This window comes from Paraburkholderia fungorum, assembly GCF_003610895.1.
GTDB lineage: Bacteria > Pseudomonadota > Gammaproteobacteria > Burkholderiales > Burkholderiaceae > Paraburkholderia > Paraburkholderia fungorum_B.
The window spans coordinates 413,187-430,608 of the sequence record NZ_MCAS01000012.1 but is presented as its reverse complement, the minus strand read 5'-3'; the positions used below and the strand labels follow the sequence as shown (position 1 = coordinate 430,608).

At 62.1% G+C, this 17,422-nt stretch carries 15 protein-coding genes; 4 read left to right on the top strand and 11 right to left on the bottom strand.

Translation table 11 applies throughout. The features are described 5' to 3' along the window. Positions 1-53: 53 nt before the first annotated feature. The 3 genes from BCY88_RS14660 to BCY88_RS14650 all read left to right on the top strand — a co-directional run bounded on the left by BCY88_RS14660 (position 54) and on the right by BCY88_RS14650 (position 4,623). The gene (locus BCY88_RS14660; RefSeq protein WP_120344933.1) at positions 54-2,411 is read left to right on the top strand and encodes a TonB-dependent receptor; all 2,358 of its coding nucleotides are present in this window, start codon (positions 54-56) and stop codon (positions 2,409-2,411) included. A gap of 129 nt (positions 2,412-2,540) precedes the next feature. After that, positions 2,541-4,073: a PepSY-associated TM helix domain-containing protein gene (locus tag BCY88_RS14655; protein ID WP_120344932.1), complete on the top strand. Its 1,533-nt coding sequence runs from the start codon at positions 2,541-2,543 to the stop codon at positions 4,071-4,073. 88 nt (positions 4,074-4,161) lie between these two features. Then, positions 4,162-4,623 carry a copper chaperone PCu(A)C gene (locus BCY88_RS14650; protein ID WP_120344931.1) on the top strand — a complete coding sequence of 154 codons (462 nt, stop codon included), beginning with the start codon at positions 4,162-4,164 and terminating at the stop codon, positions 4,621-4,623. 167 nt (positions 4,624-4,790) lie between these two features. On the opposite strand, the gene BCY88_RS14640 is transcribed toward BCY88_RS14650, so the two are convergent. The 8 genes from BCY88_RS14640 to gltP all read right to left on the bottom strand — a co-directional run bounded on the left by BCY88_RS14640 (position 4,791) and on the right by gltP (position 13,123). Beyond that, positions 4,791-5,747 (bottom strand): sterol desaturase family protein, encoded by a 957-nt coding sequence (locus tag BCY88_RS14640; protein ID WP_259461395.1) that lies wholly within the window; start codon positions 5,745-5,747, stop codon positions 4,791-4,793. Positions 5,748-5,968: 221 nt separating this feature from the next. Further along, positions 5,969-6,706: an OmpA family protein gene (locus BCY88_RS14635; RefSeq protein WP_120344928.1), complete on the bottom strand. Its 738-nt coding sequence runs from the start codon at positions 6,704-6,706 to the stop codon at positions 5,969-5,971. A gap of 84 nt (positions 6,707-6,790) precedes the next feature. Beyond that, complete coding sequence (locus BCY88_RS14630) at positions 6,791-7,564, bottom strand: flagellar motor protein (protein WP_120344927.1); 774 nt, start codon at positions 7,562-7,564, stop codon at positions 6,791-6,793. A gap of 71 nt (positions 7,565-7,635) precedes the next feature. Continuing rightward, positions 7,636-8,880, bottom strand: coding sequence for a Crp/Fnr family transcriptional regulator (locus BCY88_RS14625; protein WP_120344926.1), 1,245 nt, complete (start codon positions 8,878-8,880; stop codon positions 7,636-7,638). Between the two features lie 358 nt (positions 8,881-9,238). Then, entirely contained in the window at positions 9,239-9,712 is a 474-nt protein-coding gene (locus BCY88_RS14620) for a VOC family protein (RefSeq protein WP_120344925.1), read from the bottom strand. Between the two features lie 255 nt (positions 9,713-9,967). Then, positions 9,968-10,171 (bottom strand): hypothetical protein, encoded by a 204-nt coding sequence (locus tag BCY88_RS14615; RefSeq protein ID WP_120344924.1) that lies wholly within the window; start codon positions 10,169-10,171, stop codon positions 9,968-9,970. A 299-nt stretch (positions 10,172-10,470) separates the two neighbouring features. Next, complete coding sequence (locus BCY88_RS14610; RefSeq protein ID WP_120344923.1) at positions 10,471-11,745, bottom strand: aminotransferase class V-fold PLP-dependent enzyme; 1,275 nt, start codon at positions 11,743-11,745, stop codon at positions 10,471-10,473. A 52-nt stretch (positions 11,746-11,797) separates the two neighbouring features. Beyond that, positions 11,798-13,123, bottom strand: a complete 1,326-nt coding sequence (gene gltP / locus BCY88_RS14605) for a glutamate/aspartate:proton symporter GltP (protein WP_120344922.1) — start codon at positions 13,121-13,123, stop codon at positions 11,798-11,800. A gap of 118 nt (positions 13,124-13,241) precedes the next feature. Between gltP and BCY88_RS14600 the strand changes: the two genes are divergently transcribed. Further along, a complete protein-coding gene (locus tag BCY88_RS14600) occupies positions 13,242-14,153 on the top strand; it encodes a LysR family transcriptional regulator (RefSeq protein ID WP_120344921.1) in 912 nt (303 codons plus the stop codon). A gap of 51 nt (positions 14,154-14,204) precedes the next feature. Here the strand turns inward: BCY88_RS14600 and BCY88_RS14595 are convergent, their stop codons facing one another. The 3 genes from BCY88_RS14595 to BCY88_RS14585 form a co-directional block, all read right to left on the bottom strand. Beyond that, the gene (locus BCY88_RS14595) at positions 14,205-15,281 is read right to left on the bottom strand and encodes a nucleoside hydrolase (RefSeq protein WP_259461394.1); all 1,077 of its coding nucleotides are present in this window, start codon (positions 15,279-15,281) and stop codon (positions 14,205-14,207) included. 160 nt (positions 15,282-15,441) lie between these two features. After that, positions 15,442-16,374 carry a ribokinase gene (rbsK, locus tag BCY88_RS14590; RefSeq protein WP_120344919.1) on the bottom strand — a complete coding sequence of 311 codons (933 nt, stop codon included), beginning with the start codon at positions 16,372-16,374 and terminating at the stop codon, positions 15,442-15,444. 45 nt (positions 16,375-16,419) lie between these two features. Further along, positions 16,420-17,421 (bottom strand): ABC transporter permease, encoded by a 1,002-nt coding sequence (locus BCY88_RS14585; RefSeq protein ID WP_120344918.1) that lies wholly within the window; start codon positions 17,419-17,421, stop codon positions 16,420-16,422. Position 17,422 lies beyond the last annotated feature (1 nt).

Genomic DNA, 17,422 nt, shown 5'->3' with positions numbered 1-17,422 from the left:
GCACCCGTTAAGGGCGCGCGCGATCGTCCGTTCAATGCATCAAGGAAACGTTCATGTTCAACTTCGCCCTGCGAAGGCTGCCCTTTTGCGCCCGTCGCATTCCGTCCGTTCATCGGCCGCTGTCGTATTTTCCGGCCCTGATTCCGGCGTTCGCACCGGTATTCATCGCCGCTCCGGCGCACGCCCAGACCGCGCCCGCCGACGCCACCACGCTGCCCGCCGTCAGCGTCACCGCCCATGCTGTCGCCGCCCCGCGCGCCGTCGACCCTAATCTGCCGGCCTCGGTCGAAACCGTGACGCGCGAACAGTTCGACAACTGGAACGTCGTCAATACCGAAGACGTGCTGAAGTACATGCCGAACCTCGCCGTGCGCAAGCGTTTTATCGGCGATCTGAATTCGATCATCGCCGTGCGCGGCACCAGCAACACGCAGAGCGCACGCGGTCTCGTCTACGCGGACGGTCTGCTGCTCAGCAATCTGCTCGGCAACAGTTATTCGTTTCCACCGCGCTGGTCGATGGTGTTTCCCGACGAAATCCAGCAGGTCGACGTGCTCTACGGGCCGTTTTCCGCGCTCTATCCGGGCAATTCGCTAGGCGCCACCGTACTTATCAGCACCCGCATGCCGAAACAGTTCGAAGCCGACGCGGATGTCAAAGCCTTCACCCAGCATTTCAGCCTGTTCGGCGTGAATCAGAATTTCAACGGCAGCGAGGCGAGCGCCTCGATCGGCGACCGGATCGGCAAGTTCTCGTATTTTCTGGGCGTGAATCACCTGGAGAACACCAGCCAGCCGCTGCAATTCGCCACGCTCGCCAGGTCCAGCACGCCCGCGAAAGCCGGCGATACGCCAGTGACCGGCGCAACCTTCTACAACAACCAGACCAATACGCCGACCGCGGTGCTCGGCGTGAACGGCGAAGGGATCGAACATACGGTGCAGGACCAGTTCAAGCTGAAGATGCAGTACGACTTCACGCCGACACTGCAAGCCGCCTTCACGCTCGGCTACTGGCATCAGACCTACAACAGCGCGACATCGAGCTTCCTGCGCGACGCGAACGGCAACCCCGTATACAGCGGCAAGGTCGCGATCGGCGGCTACGAGTACACAATTCCGGCGGCCGCCTTCGCGCCGAGCCTCGGCCACAGCGAAAACTGGCTATATGGACTCACGCTGAAGACGCGCAACGCCACCGGCTGGAACGGCGAAGCAATCGCTTCGTACTACGACGTGGGCAATAGCGTGGCGCGCACCGCGAGTTCAGGTGCGCCGGGCAATGGCCCAGGCACCGTGACTTTCGGCGACGGCACCGGCTGGAAAACGCTCGACCTGCGCACCACTTACACACCCGTCACGCCGCAAGCAGGGTGGACCAACCACGCATTGAGCTTCGGCTATCACTACGACAACTACTTCCTCGATAACGAAAGCTACAACACGCTGAACTGGCGCGACGGCGCAGCCACCTCGTTTGCCAATGCGTTCGCCGGCAAGACGCAGACTCAGGCACTGTACGCGCAGGATGCGTGGCGCTTTCTGCCGCGCTGGAAACTGGTCTACGGCGTGCGGTACGAAGACTGGCAAGCCTACGGCGGTTCGCAAGCGCTGCCCGGCACAGCCATTCGATACAGCGACGCGAGCCAGCACCACTTCTCGCCGAAAGCCTCATTGTCGTTCGACGTCACCGACGATCTGACCTTGCGCGCTTCGATTGGCCGCGCCTATCGGTTTCCGACCGTGGGTGAGATGTTCCAGGGGCAAATCAACGGCTCCTCGATCGTCAACAACAATCCAAACCTGAAGCCGGAAGACGATCTCTCGAAAGAGCTGACCGCCGAATGGGCGCACTGGAACGGCATATTCCGCTTCTCGCTGTTTCAGGACGACGTGAAGAACACGATCTTCAGCCAGACCGATACGACCGTGATTCCCAACGTGACGAACTTCCAGAACATCGGCAAGGTGCGCTCGCGTGGCGTCGAAACAAGCTACGCGGGACAGGATGTATTCATTCGCGGTCTCGATCTGCTGGCGAGCGTGGCGTACACGCAGTCGAAGATCATCGCGAACGCGCAGAACCCGGCGAGCGTCGGCAAGTACTTCTACCGGATTCCGTTGTGGCGCGCCAATCTCGCCGCGACCTATCACATCGACGAACGCTCGGCGCTCACGCTCGCCGCGCGCTACTCCGGCCGTGAATACAACACGCTCACCAATACCGACACGAATCCCAATGTATTCGGCGGCACCAGTTCGTACACGGTGGCGGACGCGAAGTTCACCTTCAAGCCGACCAAACTGAGTGAAATCGGCATTGGCGTCGACAACCTGTTCGACGCGCGCTACTTCGTCTACCACCCCTATCCGGGCCGTACGTTCTATGTCGAAGGGAAGCTGCGCATGTGAAGACGCGATGTGCCTGTGCCACTTGCACCTGCATCTGCACTCGCCCGGGTCGATCCACTCGCGAGTGGCAAACCGGCGCATGCGTCGCTGCGCAAACCGATCACCCCAATATCTGTTCAGGAGGATTGAATGTCCACCACCCTTGCTCAACGCACCACCTCGTCGAGCGGCGCTGCGAACGCCGGCTACCGGACGCTCTGGCGCTGGCACTTTTACGCGGGCCTCTTTGTGATGCCCTTTCTGGTGGTGCTCGCGATCACCGGCACGCTGTATTGCTTCCAGCCGCAAATCGAGCCGCTGCTTTATCCGCACCGCCTGATCGTCGAACCGCAAGCCACGCCGAGGCTCACGGAAGAGGTTCTGCTTGCGAGAGCGCGCGCGGCGATGCCGGCCGACGCCCGCGCGGTGACGGCCCCCATCGCGAATGCGCCTGACCGCAGCACCGAATTCATCTTCCGTCTCGCCGACGGCGAAAAGCAGAGTGTCTATCTGAACCCGTACAGCGGCGAAGTGTTGGGCACGCTGAGCGTCGAGCATCGCTTCATGCAGGTGGACCGCATGCTTCATCGCAAGCTGCTGCTCGGCAAGCCCGGCGAATTGCTGATGGAGTTGGCCGCGTGCTGGACGCTGGTGATGATCGGCACCGGCATCGCACTCTGGTGGCCGCGCGAGAAAACCACTGCGCGCGCGGCACTGCTGCCACGTTTCTCGCTAAAAGGCCGCGCGCTGTGGAAGAACCTGCACGCCGTAATGGGCATCTGGCTCGCGCTCGGCGCGCTCGTATTCGTGCTGAGCGGTCTGCCGTGGACGGGCTCATGGGGCAAGCAGTTCAAGGCGCTCGCGAGCGCCGCCAATCTTGGCGCGCCGCCGGGAGCGTGGGGTGGTGGCCTGCCGTTGCGCTCCACACTGCCGGGCATGCGCGGCGGCGACCAGACCGGCGCGGCGGATCCCCGCAGCGGCACGCAATCCGCGCATGCGGCCCATCTTGCCGCCACATCGACCCATGAACACGACGAACACGGCGCCCACGAAGCGAACATGGATTCAATGCCCGGCATGGTGATGGACGATCTGCCGTTGCCGCTCACACCATGGGCCGTCGGCAACACCCCGGTGCCGCAATCGGCCGATCCGCACGCAGCGCAGGCACTGCCCCTCGGACGCATCGTTGCGCTCGTTGCATCGCTCGGTGTGCCGAGCGGCTACGACATCGTGCTGCCCACCTCGGCAACGGGCGTCTACACCGTCTCGTACTTTCCCGCCGATCCGAAAGACGAGCGCACGCTGTACATCGACCAATACAGCGGCGCGGTGCTGAAGGACATCCGCTATGGCGATTACGGCGCGGTGTCGAAAGCCGTGTCGTACGGCACGTCGTTGCACATGGGCCGCTACTTCGGCACGGCCAATCAGATTCTCTGCGCCGCGATTTCGCTTGGACTCGCGGGAATGGCCGTGACCGGCTGCGTGATGTGGTGGAAACGGCGCCCGCAGCGCTCGCTCGGCGCGCCCTCGCGCGAGCGGGCCGCGCCGCCGATGCGTGGCTGGAAAACCGGCCTCGTTCTGCTTGGCATCGTCTTCCCTTTGATGGGCGTCACGCTGCTTGCGGTGTGGCTCGCCGATCGCACGATTTTTGGCCGCGCCATGCGGCAAACCGCTTAGGTGAGCCGCTCAGGTACTCAACTTAGGCACTCCACTTAGGTACTCCACTTAACGCTTCATTCCTGCAGTCAAAACCAAGGAGCACATCATGAAGACATCACGCCAACTCCTACTCGCCGCTTTCCTGTGCGGGTCATCCATTCAGGCCTTCGCGGGCGCCACGGCAAACGGTCCCACAGCGGCGAGCATATCGGACTGCTGGATCCGCGCGCTGCCGGGCGATCTGCCCTCGGGCGGCTATTTCAAGGCAAGCAATTCGGGCGACCAACCGGTCAATCTCGTCGGCGTCAGTGCTGACGCCTTCGGCATGGCCATGCTGCATCAGACGCAAAGCCAGGGCAGCACGTCGTCGATGGCGATGGTCGATCAGGTGGCGGTGCCCGCGCACGGCTCGCTCGTCTTTGCGCCGGGCAACTATCACGTGATGCTGGAGCACCCGAAACAGCCGCTCAAGATCGGCACGACGATCCCGCTGACGTTCTCGTTCAGCGACGGCGAGAAAGTCGCCGCGGCATGCACGGTGAAGAGCGCCGGCACGATGGCGCACTAACCGCGCCAGAGCCGCCCAAGGCGCATCGAATGGCTGCGAGGCTGTTCGCCTTTGCGCTGGGGGCCATCGTGGCGATGCCGCTCGCTGGACAGCCGGCGCCGCGTTTCGGCAGCGGTCGGCCTGCCGTTGATCGGACTGGCGCGGGCCTGGTCGGCTTGCGCCTTGCGCTATGCGTGCTCGTCGTGGCCACGATGGTCGTCTGCCTGCTGGGCGGCAAAGCGGTGCGCAACGCGAGGCTCGCCTAGGACAGGCCCGGTATGCGCGCGCAGCGGCCAGCTCAGCGCGCCGAACAGCGAACGCGGCTGTGCGCCGTCGTCCAACCCGGTGGCCGGCCATTCATGCTTCGCCGGCACCCATCGCGTGCCGAACAGGTGATCCCACAGCGGCAGCAGTTGCGTGAAGTTGTGGTCGAAGTGCTCGGCACGGTTCGAGTGATGCAGGCGGTGATATTGCGGATTGTTGACCCACGTCGTGAAGCGGCCCAGGTCAATGCGCAAGTTCATATGCGCGAAGTAATTGCCCAGCATGAAAATGAGCGAGGTCACGCCGACGATCCATGTCTCGACCTTGAACATCACGCCCACCAGCGGATAAAGCAGGCAACCCTTGATGAGCAGTTCGAACCAGTGATGCCGGAAGGTCACCGTGATATTGAACTCGGCGGCACTATGGTGCAGCGAATGCAGCTTCCATAGCACGGGCCACGCATGCTGCAAGCGGTGAAACGCATATTCCAGCAGATCGATCGTCAATAGCACGAGCACGATGGAAGCCACCGCGCCCCACCCGCGCGAGGCCAGCACGACCCAGCCGCCGCCGAGCGCATTGACGATCGTGATGCTGGCTACCGCCATCAGCGGCCGCATCGCCTCCCCGAGCGCCGAATACAGCGCCGCGTAGACGATGTTGAAGCGCTTGCCTGCGCGCGATTGCAACAACTCGGCCGGCCAGCGCCGCTCCAGCACCGTGCCCACGGTCATCATCAGCAGAACGAGCGCGTAACCTTGCAGCCAGTGGCCCGCATGGCCCAGCAATCCGGCAAATGAGCTCGACGCAAACATGTAACTCCCCGGAAAATACGGTGTGGTGCGCTCGATCGCCCGGCCACCCGATCGGGCTGCCATGATCGGGAACAGTTGGCCTGCTGCCTGAATCGCCGAAGGGACACACCGCGGCGCAAGGCGTCAGGACAATGAAAAAACATCAGAAGAATGAGCGATTCTAACGCGATCTTCGCAGCCTGTTCCGCGGCGCGCAAGTGCCGTCAGGCGGCCAGATCACCGGGAGGAACACGGGTCAATCGACGCAGGCGCTTTGCTTCATATGCGCTCACCCGCCTTGCGACTCAATATTCCACGAGGATGGTGACGCGGCGATTTGCGGCTCGCGCGGCCACGTCGTCGCCGATGATCAGCGGGAAATTGTCCGCCCTGCCGATTGCGGCCATTCTGTGCGGTTCGATTCCCCTGTCCGCAAAAAACCGAACCACGGCGCCGGCCCGTGCCGACGACAGCTCCCAGTTGGATTCATACTTCGCGGTCGAGATCGGCACACTATCGGTGTGGCCCTCGACAAGGATGTTGTTGTTCGAGCGCTCGCGCAGCGCCCCGGCAATCTGCGCCAGCACGCCGAAAGATTGCGGCAACAGATGCGCGTCCCCCGAGTTGAAAAGCACCTTCGCGTTGATGGCGATTTCCACGCCCTGTGCGGCATTCGAGATCGTAATTTGCCGGTTGTCCTGGAGCGGCGCCAGCGAGGCAAGCAGTTGCTGTCTTGCCGCATCGCGCGCGCCTGGCACGACAGCAGGAGCCAAGGCGCTGCCGGCAGCCGTGTTTCCCGTTTTTACCTCGTGACGCTCCAGCATCTTTATTTCGAGCTCGCGGCTTTTGGCCAGCTGCAACGCATACAGCGCAAGAAACAACACCATCAGCGTGGTGACCAGATCCGCATAGGAAATCAGCCAGCGCCCGGACTGCGCCTCACCTTCGCCGTCACCATCATGGGCGTCGTGGGTGTCGTGGGCGTTGCGCCGATAGCCGGTTTTGTCCGCCGCGAGGCGTTTGTTGCCCAGAGAGGTGCTCATGCTCGATACGTCTGTTTCCGAATTGCATTTGAATGAGCGCCTGACGCGCTGCCGTCAGCCGATCGAGACCGGCTTCGGGTTCGATCAGCCCAGCAACTCCGCCGACCTTTCCCGAATGTCACCCGCCAGCCGGGTTTCGATCGTATGGGGCGACTCCTTGCGCGAAATCGCGAGCAGGCCGTCGAGGTATAAACGCCTGAAGCGCAGTTCGCTATCCACCTGCGCCCGGATCTTTCCGTACAACGGCAAAAACACCAGATTCGCCAATGCGAGCCCGTACAGCGTGGCCACAAATGCGACGGCAATCCCTTGCCCGAGTTGCGCGGGTTCGAGCATGTGGCCGGTGACCTGAATCAGCCCGAGCACCGCCCCCAGAATGCCGAACGTCGGCGCATAGCCACCCGCCTGCTGCCATATTCGCGCGGCCGCCATGTGATTGCGCTCATAGGCATCCAGTTCCCGTTGCAAGGCGTCTTCGAGCACGGCAGTCGACACCCCATTGGCCAGCAACTCCAGCCCGCGCCTGGCAAACGGGTTGATGCCACCCGCCTCGATCACCGCGCTCGACTCGAACACGAGCATGCCGTTCAGCTTCGCCTGATCGCCCCACTCCAGCAGGACCGACAGACTTTCCCGATCGACCTGCCTTGCTTTCACAAAGGCGAGCCGCAACTGCTTGATGCCGTCATGGAATCTGGCCCACGTGTTCTGGATCATCACTGCGCCGAACGTACCGCCCAATACGATGACAAACGCCTCCAGTTGAAACAGCGAGGTGAAGTGCCCGCCCTCGAGCGAAAATCCGGCCACGATGGCGCCCACGCCAAACAGCGCGCCAAATAACGTCAAAAGATCCATACTTCCTCTCGAACGGCTGCCCCAATCATCGGTGCGGACCTGCAAGCGGCCCGCTGTGCGAGCAGCGGGTGTCAGGCATCCACGTTGGAAAGCGGCGCCGCCGTAGCGGCCGACGATTTGATCGTGCGCACGGTCTCGATGAACCGCTCCTCGATCTCGGCAATCTCGAGCGGATCGATCTTGATCTCACGACGCATCACCCATGACACCTCCTTCTTGCGTGCCTCGGTCATCACCGAGAACAGGCGATCGGAGACCGGCTCGCCGGTCACCGCGGCGAGCAATTTCGCAAGGTCATAGGTGTCGAAGGCGCTCACCGCTTCGAACAGGGTTCGCTGGTCGACAAACTCCAGATCGGTCAGCGACTTGAGCTCGCTCGTGCCACGGGGACTGCGTCTGGAAAAATACGTGATGCCCTTTTCCTCGACGTAGTTCAATACCCGGCTCTTGCGAAACGCGAAAACGTCTTCAGCAATTTCCCCGTGCGAGAGCTTGTTGAGAATCAGATTCTTCTCGACGCCGATCAGGGCTTCAAGATCGGCCAGCTCGATCAGTTCCAGTTCGCTATTGATCGAGACATCGAGATCGTGGTCCGCCACCTGCTGGGCCCGTTCCGTGATCCGCACGGGATCGAAGGTCACGAGCTGCCGCCCGGCTGCGCCGTCTTGCGCCGAATAGCGGGCCGACAGCGTGCTCAGGCGATCTGAGCGGCCCGGTTCGAGCGTCACGAGGTTGAGTTTCTCCATGCGCTTGAGCATTGCCATCACGTGCGGACGCGAATGACCGGCAATCGCATGGCACTTCTTGATGACTTCAGGCAAAGGCACCGAGCACTCTTCTCCTTGCGCGCGGCGCGCGCGTCCGTCGGCGCGATCCGTGTTGTCGATTCCCGCCATCAGCGAGAGCACATGCGCGTACGAGAGCACGCCTGGCAGAAAATCGGCATGCGTATTGGTGGCAAGGACATCGTCCTTTTTCTTCACGCGTCGAATCATGGTGCGCACGATATGGCGCAAGAGCGGCGACACGCGTTCGAGCTCTTCTTCCACGACACCGGCCGCGATCACCGTCAATTGACAGAAGCTGATGGCTCTCGCGGTATGCGCGCGTGGTTCGGCAGGCAACAACGACGCCTCGCCAAAAAATTCGCCCTTGCCTAGCGTGGCCAGGATGACCTTCTTTTCATCGCATTGCGTGGAAATTTCGACTTTGCCGTCTGCGATCACGTAGATGACGGCGTCGCCTGCGAAGCCTTCTGCATAGATGACTTCACCTGGGGCCGCTGCGCGCAACCATGGCGATCGTTGGTGATTCAAGTTTCGTTCCCCCGAAGAACTATTGCCTCGTGTATCCCGTGTCTTCATACGGCGCGGGTATGCACGATGGTCCTGACTTATTTGACTGGATAACGACATGCAAAACGCAAATCTTTAACCCGATCAATCGTCAGACCAATAGCCACAACGGCGCAAACGTTTGGCGAACCATCCGCCTTGATTACACCTTGCCTTCACTGCCCTCGTTGCTTTCGCTGCTTTCGCTGCTTTCAATCCCGTCGTTGCAAAACCGGATTCCACTTCACCGCGCCAAAGCGCACTTGCAACGCGCCCGGCAGCCCTCGCGCTTCGCGCCGCCGGGTAACACGGAAAGTGAATACTGCTGCAGGGCCGTCGGTTAATTCGCCGTGCCCAGATAGGCGGCTTTCAGCGCCGCGACGTCGAGCTTCACCATTTTCATCATGGCCTCGGCCACGCGTCTGGCCTTTTCCGGATCGGGGTCGGCCATCATCCTGATCTGCTCGGTCGGCGTGATCTGCCACGAGACGCCGAAGCGGTCTTTCAGCCAGCCACACGCCTCGGGCGCACCGCCACCCTCGAGAAGCGCGTTCCAATAGCGATCGAGTTCCGCCTGATCGTCACAGTTGACCATGAGCGAGATCGCATGGTTGAACGAGTCCGGTCCCGATGCGCTCATCGCGATGAAGGGTTGCCCAAAAAGAACAAACTCGACAACCTTCGTGGAGCCGGCGCTCGGCACCGCCGTGACCCGGGTGACGCGCGAGTCCGGAAAAATACTCGCATAGAAAGCTGCGGCCTCCTCAGCTTGCGTGGAGTACCAGAGAAAAGGCGTGATCTTTTGAATCGTCATGGCAAGTCTCCTGTCAGTATGGGCGAAATGCGGAGGCAAACCGCGTGCCACCACTGAGACGACGAAGCAAGACCATCGGAATCGACACTGCGGCAAAAAGATTTCACTTTTGCCCGCACGATGCCATGTGACCCCGGTCGATCCGCAGCCCATGCTACCTGCTGCCGGTTTTCGTCGAACTGCCCCGCTGAGGATACTTGCATATTCTGCCGCGCCGGTGTTCTCCGGCATTCGCGCGCGATGCTCCGTCTTCGCTCAGCCCCCTGCGCCCATGCGCAACCGTTCCAGCAGTGCACGGCCCTGGCGGGTGAGTTGCAGCGTCGATCCTTGCGGATCGCGCTGCCGTATTTCAACGAGCTCATAACGGCGTAAAGCCAGCACGTCTGGATCGATAGTGTCCAACCGCTTGTCCGTGTCGCCAAGCAGCATGAGTGTCGCGAGTTCGTGATGGCTAAGCATCCGGCACCTCCATTGATCGATACATGGGCGATGGGGACATCCTAGACACGTGACACTACAGTTCGGCTACGGTTGTGTTTCGGTGGATTACCTGCAGCGCCGCAAGCGTCAGCGGTAATCCGTTGCCACGCCTTGGGGCACGGGCGCTGGGCGACGCGTGTGAGTAAAGTGGCGCAACATTGTTCGCGTGCCGCGTAATTGGGGTCTGCGTGCGGACGGTGGGACCGGCGGATCAGGGGTGCCGCCGGCCCTGCTGTCATGCAGTTTTATGGATCCACTTAAGCGCCCGGCGCCACGCCTTACAGTGTCGTCAGTGCTTCGGTGATCGAAAGAAAGCGCTCGATATCACTGGGCGCATGACAGTGCAGCGGAGAAATCCGCACCGCGCCGGCCAGATCGAACGACTTCAGCATCCGGCCTGAATACAGGCTCGACGCAATCCGTTCGTAGACGATCACGCCACGTTTTTCGTATTCGCGCACGGCGTCGGTGGGGCTCAGATTCGTGAAGCCGATACCGAGGATCAGGTCGCGCTGCGTCAGATCGGCGTGATCCCAGAACACCTCCACGCCGTCGAGCCGCCGCAGACCACGCCGTCCGCCGTGGCCGTCGAGCATGGCTGCGAGCAGCGCGCGCTCGTGCAACTCGATGCGTTTCATCCCTTCCTCGAAGCGCTCGCGGGGCGTATCGGCGGCACCGGAACGACCGCCAATCCACGTCACGTACTCGACGATTTCAGTCACCACCGCGAACTGCGCGGGCGCCGGGCTGCCGAGTTGCCACACCTCTTCCCGCTTTGCGTCGAGGCGATGATGCGGTAGAACGGCGGCACGTGGCGACAGCCAGGAGATGCCGGAGCCACGGCAGCCAAAGAACTTATAGGGTGCGAAGTTGATGCCGTCCACAGGTGTCTTCTGCAAATCGATAAGGCCGTGCGGCGCGTGCTGCACCGCATCCACGACGATGAAAAGTCCGGGCTTCTTCTGCCTCGCGCGCTCGACCAGCGCCGCGATGTCGAATTTCGCGCCGGAAATATTCGACGCCGCCATGACACTGAGAAGCGCCGTGTCCGCGTCGATCAACGCCAGAATCGCCTCCACGTCCACGCCGCCCGTCTGCGGATTGCTGGGCGCGACACGCAACGACTTGCCCGTGCGTTGTGCGTAGTAGGTCATTGCGTCGAACGACGACGGATGTTCGAGGATCGTCGTGACGGCGTTGGTGCCCGGCACGTTCTCCATGATCGCGCGCACCATATCGAACATCGCGCCCGAGGCCGTCAACGACGTGTAAATGCTGCCGTCCGCCGCGTTGAAGATGGTGCGGATATCCTCTTCGCCACGCGCCTGGATGTCCTGAAGATGACGTGCGCGCGCGTGAATGCGCTCCGGGCAATCGGGCAGCGCATCGACTCGCGCGAATGCGTCGACGGCCGCCTTGAGGCGCAGCGAACCGCCCGCGTTGTCAAAGAAGAGCCGCTCGCTGCCGTCGATGTCATGGTCGACATGATGAAACCGCGCTTTGATCTCCTCCATCAACGACGTGGAAAAAAACTCGCCCTGGTTACTGCTCATCTGAATACTCCTGATCGTTCTGCTGAATGTTTGTGTTGCGAGCCGGGTCCGCTCAGGCGTCGAGCGACGCGAGATACGCGCGGCCCTTCTGCTCGTCGTACTGACCTTCCCACCTGGCGATGACGAGCGGCGCGAGCGCGTTGCCCACCACGTTAAGTGCCGTACGTCCCATGTCCATGACGCGATCCACCCCCGCGATGAAAGCGAGCCCCTCGAGCGGCAGCCCCGCGCTTGCAAGCGTCGCGAGCAGAATCACGAACATGAAGCCCGGCACGCCGGCCGCGCCCTTCGAGGTCACGACCATCGTCAGCACGAGGACCAGCTGCTCCTGCCAGCCAAGATGAATGCCATATAGCTGCGCGACGAACAGCGTGCCGATGCCGAGATAGATCGACGCCCCGTCGAGATTGAACGTGTAGCCGGTCGGCACGACGAACGTCGTGATGCTCTTCGGCACGCCGTAGTCTTCCATCTTCTTCATGAGCTGGGGCAGCACCGTTGCGGAACTGCAGGTCGAGAACGCGATGATCAATTCGTCCTTGATGACGCGCAGCAGCGTGAAGATGCGAAAGCCGAACAGCCGCGCCGTAATACCGAGCACAACAAGCACGAACAGGACAATCGCAAGATACGTGACGGCCACCAGCTTGAGCAGCGGCAGCAGCGACCCGAACCCGAAGCTTGCGACGGTCACCGCGATCAGCGCGCACACGCCGATGGGCGCGTAATGCATCACCATGTTCGTCACCTTGAACATCGCCTCCGCAACGCCCTTGAGCATGGCGATCACCGGCTTGCGGAATTCTTCCGGGACCGACTGCAGGCCGAGGCCGAACAGGACCGAGAAGAAGATTACCGGCAGCAGGTCGCCTTTCGCCATCGAGGCAATGATGTTGTCCGGGATCACGCCGAGCACGAGGGTCATGAGTCCGTGATGACCCTGCACCTGCTGCGTGACCTGCTGATAGCGGGAAATGTCGGCATGGCCGAGTTGCGACATGTCGGTGCCGACGCCCGGCTGCAACACGTTGCCCAGAATCAACCCGATCAGGATCGCGATCGTCGTGATCACCTCGAAGTAGACCAGCGTCTTCAGGCCGATACGTCCGAACGATTTGCCGTCTCCCACGCCGGCGATCCCGACCACCATGCTCGTGAAAACGATCGGCACAACGATCATCTTGATCAGCTTGATGAAGATATCGCCGGCGGGCTGCAACAGCCCGGAAACGGTCGCGTCCCGCAGCTGCGGAAAGTGGTTCAGCACAAGCCCCGTGGCGACGCCGATGACAAGGCCGATCAGGATCTGCCACGCGAGGCCGACACGCGGCTTGCGTTCAATGTGATTGGCGGGTGGGCTTTCGACGACGGTATCCATGCTCTCTCCAGATTGGGGGCGGGGTGCGATGGAGGAACCTTAAGCAGCCGAAATAAGTAAAAAAAGCGATTTTTTTATATGAGAAACTATCGCTTTATTTCATGAAAAGGGCGGCGCGATGCTGACGTTCAAGCAGATGGAGGCGCTTTACTGGATCGTCCAGCTCGGCTCGTTCGAAGCGGCGTCGAGCCGGCTCAACACCACGCAGTCGGCCGTTTCGAAGCGGATCCAGGAGCTCGAGCGCGCCTTCGACCTGACCGTATTCGACCGCGCGCACCGCAGCGCGCGGCTAACGCCCAAAGGTGCCGAATTCTTCGCCTACGCGAAAGAATTGCTCGAACGGCGCGATCAGATTGTCGAGCGGATCAGCTCGAAGGAGGCCTTGGTGCGCCAGGTCCGCATCGGGGTAACCGAACTCACCGCACTCACCTGGCTGCCCCGGTTGATCGGCGCGATACAGGCCGAATATCCGAAGATCGTCGTCGAAGCCGAGGTGGATTTGAACGCGACGCTGCGCGAGCGGCTCGCGGACGACACGATCGATATCATCGTCGTTCCGCAGATCCACAGCACCGAACCCTTCGCGATGACGAAGGTCGGTGAAGTGGATAACGCGTGGATGTGCGCGCCGGCACTGGCGCCGAAGAAGACGGCCATTGCGCTCGCCGAGATTGCGCAGTTTCCGCTGATCCTGCAGGGCGGGCTGTCGGGAACAGGCTTTATTTACAGCCGTTTTCTGCAGGAGCACGGCGTCAGCATGCAAAGAATTCTCGCGAGCAATAGCCTGATCGCGCAGATCGGGCTGACGCTGTCGGGTCTCGGCGTCAGCTATCTGCCCAAAGCGTGCCTGAACCACATGGTCACGCGCGGCGCGCTCGGTATGATTCAGACGCGCCCGGCGCTACCGCCTGTCTCATACGTCGCGATGCATCGGGCAGAGCAGCCACGTTCCCTCAATACCGACATCGCGCGGCTCGCCGCGCAGTGCTGCGATTTCAGTTCAAACCTGCTCGATCCGGGCCGGGTCTGAATGAGACCGCGGCCCTGAGTCATGCGCGAGCCATGCGTGGGGCACGGCGCCTCAAGGCAACGTGATCGGCACGGGGCGCGTCAGCAGGTCGACGTAGAGGCTGAAGAACCGGTTGTTGTCGAACTGCGTGACATAGGTGATCTTGTTCGGTGAGGCGCCCGGCGCAGGTTGGTCAGGGTAGACCGTCACGTGCCCCTGATCCTCGCCGCTCGCAGTGTCGATATCCAGGTAGGCGCTTTTCGTTTGCGTGGCATAAGTCGGGTCCATGAAATAGGCAATCGTCAGCGTGTCGAACAGATGGGTGTTGTCGCCGAACGAACCCGCATTGACGATGCCATACGCCCGGGTGACCGCCGTCTGCTTGTTCGGGTTGTTGACGATCTGATCGAAAATGCTCTGGGTGAGCGGCACTGTATCCGTGACGTCGAGCGGAATGACGGCCTGCGGAATCGTCGTTTGAAGCACCGTGCGTACGGCAAGCGGATCGAACCACCAGTTCAGTTCACCCACGGCGTTCGCATTGCCCGGCACCGCCATCGCGCCGCCCATGTAGACGATCTGTTTGATCAGCGGCACGATCTCCGGCGCCTTCATGATGGCCGTGGCGAGGTTGGTGGGCGGCCCCACTTCGAGAATGGTGACCTGATTCGGATAGCGCTTGATGGTCTGGATCATGAAATCCGCGGCGCTTTGCGCCTGCAGTTTCGTCGACACTGCAAAGCCATCAGGCGGCGCTACAAGCTGCGACTGCTGGGTCGGTTCAGGCCGCATCCACGCGCCGAAATAGCCTTGAGGATTGGCGGCCTGCTGCGCACGAATGCTCGCCACGTCGTATTGCAAAGGATAGTCCGCTCCGCCGTAGACCCCCACCACGTTCTGTACGCCCATGCGCTCCACGGCCTTCAACGCGTCCGCTTCTTCCTGAAGCAGCCAGTCGTTGCCGGTCACGACCGTCAGCCCGAGCAGGTTGACCTTGCCCTGCCCCATCAACTGCGTGGTCATGGCGAACAACTGGCCGTCGTCGCCCATCGTATTGAAATCCGAATCGATGATGACCTTCGGCGCGTTGGCGAGCGGATCGGTGGCCGTCACGTTGCCGCCACATCCGGCAAGGACCAGCACAATCATAAGGATGCCTATATATTGTGATTTCATGTTTCGTCCATTTATTCCAGTAGAGATCGCGATTAAACCAAAGGAACACCATCCGGAGATGGTGTCGGTCATTCAACGTCGAGCTACCCAGAGTTGCCGGTCGAACTGCTTGCTGTCACAACAGGCATCCACTTCACACCGCGCTGTCGACCTCCGCGCGAGTCGGGATCGACGGCTGCGCACCGGCGCGCGTGACGGAAATCGAAGCCGCGCGTTGCGCGAGGCTGATCGCGCCTTCCAGCGGCTGCCGCGCGGCGAGTTGCGCGGCAAAGACGCCGATAAAGGTGTCGCCGGCCGCTGTCGTATCGACCGCCCGCACCTGCGGCGCCGGAAAATGCGTGCCCTCGCCGCCTTCCGGCAACAGATAAGCGCCTTGCGAGCCGAGCGTGACGATCACGTGGCGGGCGCCGCCGCGTTGCAATTCCAGCGCTGCCCTTCGGGCACCGCTTTGCGATTCGACCGGCAGGCCGGCGAGTATCCCCGCTTCGACCTCGTTCGGCACGAGATAGTCGATGAGCGGCAGCCATTCCGCGGGGAGCGGCCCGGTTGCCGGCGCCGGGTTCAGCACGGTGATCTTCCCCAGCCGCCGGGCTAGCGCGAGTGTGGCGTGGACGGAATCCCAGGGCGTTTCCAGCTGGCACACCACGACGTCGCTGGCCTTGATCGCCGCTTCATGCCGCGTGACGTTCTCAGGCGTGAGCTCGCCGTTACTGCCCGCGACCACCACAATGGTGTTCTGCCCGTCGTCCGACACCGTGACCATCGCCACGCCGGTGGGCTGTGCCGGGTCGACTTCGATCCCCGCGCAGTCGATACCCTCGGCCTCCAGATCCTGCACCCGCTGCGCGCCGTTCGCGTCTTTGCCCACGCGCCCAATCATGGCTACGCGCGCGCCGATTCGCGCGGCCGCCACGGCCTGGTTGCCGCCCTTGCCGCCGGCGACCTGCGAGAACTCATGTCCGCCGATCGTCTCGCCGGGCCGCGGCAAATGCGGCGCACGGGCGACCAGGTCGGTATTGATGCTGCCCACCACGAGTACGCGGCCCTGCTTCACTTCTTTCGACACTTTCACTCTCCTGCTGACCCGCCATGCGTGGTCGCCAATGGTCAATTATGCGGCGCGGCGCCGGCTTCTATAGGTATCCAGCACGACGGCCACCACAATGACAGCCCCCGTGATAATGCGCTTGGTCGGCTCGGTCGCGCCGATCTGGGCCAGACCCGCAGCCAGCACAGAAATGATCAGCACGCCAAAGAACGTGCTGATCACCGAGCCGCGCCCGCCCATCAAACTCGTTCCGCCGATCACCACGGCCGCGATCACCTGCAGCTCGATCCCCGAACCGGCATTCGGGTCGGCCGCCTCGAGCCGCGAAATCTGGAACAGGGATGCGAGACCGGCCAGCAGGCCCATCAGTGCGAATACGGCAACCTTGTAGGGCCGCGGATTGACGCCCGCGAGACGTACCGCTTCCTCGTTGGTGCCGATGCCCACCAGATAGCGGCCGAATACCGTGCGGGTCAGCACCCACTGCGCGACGGCCATCACCACGATCGCAATCAGGAACGCGGGAGAAATGCCGAACGCAATCGGGTTGGAGAGGAAATCGAACGCATCGCCGATATAGGCCGTGCGGGAGTTGGTCAGCTGATACGCGAGACCGCGCGCCGCCTCGAGCACGCCCAGCGACACGATAAACGACGGAATCCGCCAGGCCACGGTAATCGCACCGGTCACGCAACCGGTCAAGGCCGCGCCCGCCATGCCGAGCAAGGCCGCGGGCAAGGCCGGCCAGTGCCACTGCAAGGCCGCGACGCTCGTGAGCGCCGCGCCGAGCGCCAGCACGGAGCCGACCGACAGGTCGATCCCGGCGATGATCAGCACAAAGGTCATGCCGACCGACATCACCACCAGATCGGGAATCTGATTCGCGATCGTGCTGAAGGTGTCGTAGCTCAGAAAGTGCGAGCTCAGCAGCGAGAACAGGACGATCATCCCGAGCAACGCGCCGAGCAGGCCGAGGTAGTTCGAAAAACCAAGGCGCGTGCCGATCGGCTTCGCGTCTTTGGGCGGTTCGTTCTGCAACGTAGGCAGGCTGGTTGGTGCGGTCATG

What these genes read in the sequence shown, in the direction of transcription:
- BCY88_RS14660 (WP_120344933.1), top strand. Translation starts at nt 54, where the DNA reads ATGTTCAACTTCGCCCTGCGAAGGCTGCCCTTTTGCGCCCGTCGCATT.
- BCY88_RS14655 (WP_120344932.1), top strand. Translation starts at nt 2,541, where the DNA reads ATGTCCACCACCCTTGCTCAACGCACCACCTCGTCGAGCGGCGCTGCG.
- BCY88_RS14650 (WP_120344931.1), top strand. Translation starts at nt 4,162, where the DNA reads ATGAAGACATCACGCCAACTCCTACTCGCCGCTTTCCTGTGCGGGTCA.
- BCY88_RS14640 (WP_259461395.1), bottom strand. Translation starts at nt 5,747, where the DNA reads ATGGCAGCCCGATCGGGTGGCCGGGCGATCGAGCGCACCACACCGTAT.
- BCY88_RS14635 (WP_120344928.1), bottom strand. Translation starts at nt 6,706, where the DNA reads ATGAGCACCTCTCTGGGCAACAAACGCCTCGCGGCGGACAAAACCGGC.
- BCY88_RS14630 (WP_120344927.1), bottom strand. Translation starts at nt 7,564, where the DNA reads ATGGATCTTTTGACGTTATTTGGCGCGCTGTTTGGCGTGGGCGCCATC.
- BCY88_RS14620 (WP_120344925.1), bottom strand. Translation starts at nt 9,712, where the DNA reads ATGACGATTCAAAAGATCACGCCTTTTCTCTGGTACTCCACGCAAGCT.
- BCY88_RS14615 (WP_120344924.1), bottom strand. Translation starts at nt 10,171, where the DNA reads ATGCTTAGCCATCACGAACTCGCGACACTCATGCTGCTTGGCGACACG.
- BCY88_RS14610 (WP_120344923.1), bottom strand. Translation starts at nt 11,745, where the DNA reads ATGAGCAGTAACCAGGGCGAGTTTTTTTCCACGTCGTTGATGGAGGAG.
- gltP (WP_120344922.1), bottom strand. Translation starts at nt 13,123, where the DNA reads ATGGATACCGTCGTCGAAAGCCCACCCGCCAATCACATTGAACGCAAG.
- BCY88_RS14600 (WP_120344921.1), top strand. Translation starts at nt 13,242, where the DNA reads ATGCTGACGTTCAAGCAGATGGAGGCGCTTTACTGGATCGTCCAGCTC.
- BCY88_RS14595 (WP_259461394.1), bottom strand. Translation starts at nt 15,281, where the DNA reads ATGATTGTGCTGGTCCTTGCCGGATGTGGCGGCAACGTGACGGCCACC.
- BCY88_RS14585 (WP_120344918.1), bottom strand. Translation starts at nt 17,421, where the DNA reads ATGACCGCACCAACCAGCCTGCCTACGTTGCAGAACGAACCGCCCAAA.